2 protein-coding genes and 1 pseudogene are annotated in these 3287 nt (G+C 62.2%); 1 reads left to right on the top strand and 2 read right to left on the bottom strand.

Annotated features, from left to right (window positions below; genetic code table 11):
* Positions 1-90: 90 nt before the first annotated feature.
* Together ACE04F_RS09230 and ACE04F_RS09235 are read right to left on the bottom strand one after the other, a co-directional pair.
* The gene (locus ACE04F_RS09230; protein ID WP_486106118.1) at positions 91-933 is read right to left on the bottom strand and encodes a methyl-accepting chemotaxis protein; all 843 of its coding nucleotides are present in this window, start codon (positions 931-933) and stop codon (positions 91-93) included.
* A gap of 15 nt (positions 934-948) precedes the next feature.
* A pseudogene (locus ACE04F_RS09235) lies at positions 949-2229 on the bottom strand (methyl-accepting chemotaxis protein); the annotation flags it as partial.
* 217 nt (positions 2230-2446) lie between these two features.
* Between ACE04F_RS09235 and ACE04F_RS09240 the strand changes: the two are divergent.
* The gene (locus ACE04F_RS09240) at positions 2447-3262 is read left to right on the top strand and encodes a M48 family metallopeptidase (protein WP_486106073.1); all 816 of its coding nucleotides are present in this window, start codon (positions 2447-2449) and stop codon (positions 3260-3262) included.
* Positions 3263-3287 lie beyond the last annotated feature (25 nt).

A 3287-nucleotide genomic window follows, 5' to 3' on the forward strand; every position in this document is an offset into this window, starting at 1 on the left:
AATGCGGTACATCAGGCAAAGTGAAGTTGCCTGACACGACGCCTTCGCGAGCAAGCTCGCTCCCACAGGGTTCGGCGCAGATCTATAGCCTCAAACCCTGAACTGATTGATCAACCGCCGCTGCTGCTCCGCCAACTTGGTCAACCCGGCACTGGCCGCGCTGGACTCGTCGGCGCCGCTGGCCACTTCGTTCGCCACCTGGCCGATATTGATCACGTTACGGTTGATGTCATCGGCCACCGCGCTTTGCTCCTCGGCGGCGCTGGCGATCTGGGTGTTCATGTCGCTGATCACCGACACGGCCTGGGTAATCGTCTCCAGGGCCTGGGCCGCTTTTGCCGCGTGTTGCACACTTTCATCGGTACGCTGCTGGCTGTCTTCCATGACCCGCACCACGTCCCGCGTACCCTGCTGCAGCTGCTGGATCATCGACTGGATTTCTTCGGTGGCCTGTTGGGTCTTCTGCGCGAGGTTGCGCACTTCGTCGGCGACCACGGCAAAACCGCGACCCTGCTCACCGGCCCGTGCAGCCTCGATGGCCGCGTTGAGCGCCAGCAGATTGGTCTGCTCGGCGATCCCGCGGATGGCGGTGAGAATCGCGTTGATGTTTTCGCTGTCCCTGGCCAGCGTCTGGACCACGCTCACGGCTTTGCCGATCTCCTCGGCCAGAGCGCCGATGGACGTCGAGGTGTCGCGGACAATCTGCATGCCCTGGCTGGCGGCCTGGTCGGCGTGACTGGCGGCTTGGGCTGCCTGGCTTGCATTGCGGGCAACGTCCTGGGCAGTGGCGGTCATTTCGTGCACGGCGGTGGCGACCTGATCGATTTCCGACATCTGCTTGTGCACGCCCTGGTTGGTGCGGATCGCGATGTCGGCGGTGTGTTCCGACGAATCGCTGACGCTCTGCACCGAGGTCACTACCTGGGTGATCATCCCCTGCAATTTGCTCAGGAAGGTGTTGAAACCCTTGGCGATGGCGCCCAGTTCGTCGGCGCGGTCGCTGGTCAGCCGACGGGTCAGGTCGCCTTCGCCCTGGGCAATGTCGTCGAGCATCGCCACCATTTGCTTGAGCGGTCGGGCAATACCGTGGCCCACCAGCCAGATCACCAGCAGGCCGATAGCGGCAATCGCCAGGCCGACCATGGCCATGCCAAAAATGTCGGTTTCGCGCTGATCATCGAGGTCTTTCTGCAAGGCTTGCAGATCCGCCATCACGGCATTCAGCGGCAACTGCATCATCAACGTCCAGCGCGCCTCGGTCTGGCCGATGCCGAAAGGCATGTACACCTCGATGTGGCCGTGTTCTTCATCAATGTCGTAACGCACTTCACCGATGCCGAGCCTGGTCAGGTTATCCAATTCGTTGGCGTCCAGCAGATCGCTGGCTTTCTCGCCGAGTTTGCCTGGGTCCTTGGTGAAGGCCACCAGCCGGTTGTTGCTGGCGAGCAGGGCCATTTCCCCGGCGCCGTCGTACAGCTTGGCGTCGGCGGCGACGAGCATGTCCTGGATGAAGTTCACCGACAGATCGGCGCCGACGATGCCCTGGAACTTGCCATCGATCAGGATCGGCTCGATGAACGAGGCGAGCATGGTCATGGTGTCGCCGACGCGGTACGGCGCGGGATCGATCACGCAGGCTTTTTTGCTGTCCTGGGAGCACAGGTAATATTCACTGGCACGAATGCCGGTGGACAGCAGTTTCTGGTCCGTCACGTCGGCGAGCTTTTCCAGGCCCAGGCTGCCGTCCTGGTTGCGAAACCACCACGGCAGGAAGCGCCCGTTGGTTTCCATGCCCAGCACCTCGCTGTTCGCATAGCGGGCATCGTCGTGGTCGATGGCGTTCGGCTCCCAGGCGATGTAGGCACCGAGAATCTTCGGATTGCGCACCACCGTTTCCCGCAGCAGGCTGATCATCTGCTCGCGAGGGATATTCAGTTGCCGGTTGCCGTCGGTCGCGTTCATGCCCATCAAGGCATTGTTGGTGGCGAGGCCGCGAGCGAGCAACAGCGGCGCTTCAAGCTCGCGCTGGATCAGGCTGGCCTGGGTACGGGCCAGGGCACTGAGGCGTTGCTCGATGAGTTGCTCGAACTGCGCCTTGGTCCGCTGCTGCACCATGTCCTGGGTGCGGGCGCCGGCGAACAATGCGTATAGCACCAGGGCGCCGACCACGCTGAGCACGATGGCACCGGCCAGGGCGGCAACGGAAAACTGGATCGATCTGAATTTCATAAAGGCTCCGGACGCGGAAGTGACGTCTGGACTTTTTATCGGCGTTTGCGCGGCGCGGCATGAGGCGCTGTTCGTCGGATGACTGTTTTGGCTAGACCAGTGTCGCAATCGGGCCAAGCGGGACTTGGCCGAAAAACCGTAATCCCTCGCTTCGTATCTGGCGCCGATACCAATCAGGGCCTAGGATACGCCCACGATTCCATGGAGCTTCTTTTGTATGAACAAGACTTTGATGGTGAGCGCTCTGGGCGCGGCTCTTCTGCTCGCCGGTTGCCAGTCAGTCAACACCACCAGCGGCGGAGCCGTTGGCGTGGAGCGCAAGCAGTACATGTTCAGCATGCTGTCGACCGCCGAGGTCAACCAGATGTATGCGCAGTCCTATCAGAAGACGTTGGGTGAGGCGAGCTCCCAAGGCGCCCTGGACAAGACCAGCAGCGACGCCAAGCGCCTCCAGGTCATTGCCGACCGTCTGATTGCCCAGGCGCCTGTGTTCCGCCCGGACTCGGCGCAATGGAACTGGGAAGTGAACCTGATCAAGAGTGATGAGCTCAACGCCAACTGCGGTCCTGGCGGCAAGATCATGTTCTATAGCGGCCTGATCGATCAGTTGAAGCTGACCGACGCCGAAATCGCCGCGATCATGGGCCATGAAATCGCCCACGCCTTGCGCGAGCACGGCCGTGAAGCGATGTCCAAGGCCTATGGTATCGAAATGGCCAAGCAGGGCGCCGGTGCCATATTCGGCCTGGGCCAGGACAGCCTGGCGCTGGCCGACACCGTGGCCAACTACGGCATGACCTTGCCCAACAGCCGCGGCAACGAAAACGAAGCCGACCTGATCGGCCTCGAGCTGGCCGCCCGGGCCGGCTACGACCCGAACGCCGCGATCACCCTGTGGAACAAGATGGCCAAGGCTTCGGAAGGGGCACCACCGGAATTCATGAGCACCCACCCCTCGTCGAGCAGCCGGATCGCCTCGTTGCAGGCGGCGATTCCGAAGGTGATGCCGCTTTACCAGCAGGCCAGGAAGTAAGGGCGAACCTGCCGGCCTCTTCGCG

Source organism: Pseudomonas sp. AGC41, assembly GCF_057334555.1.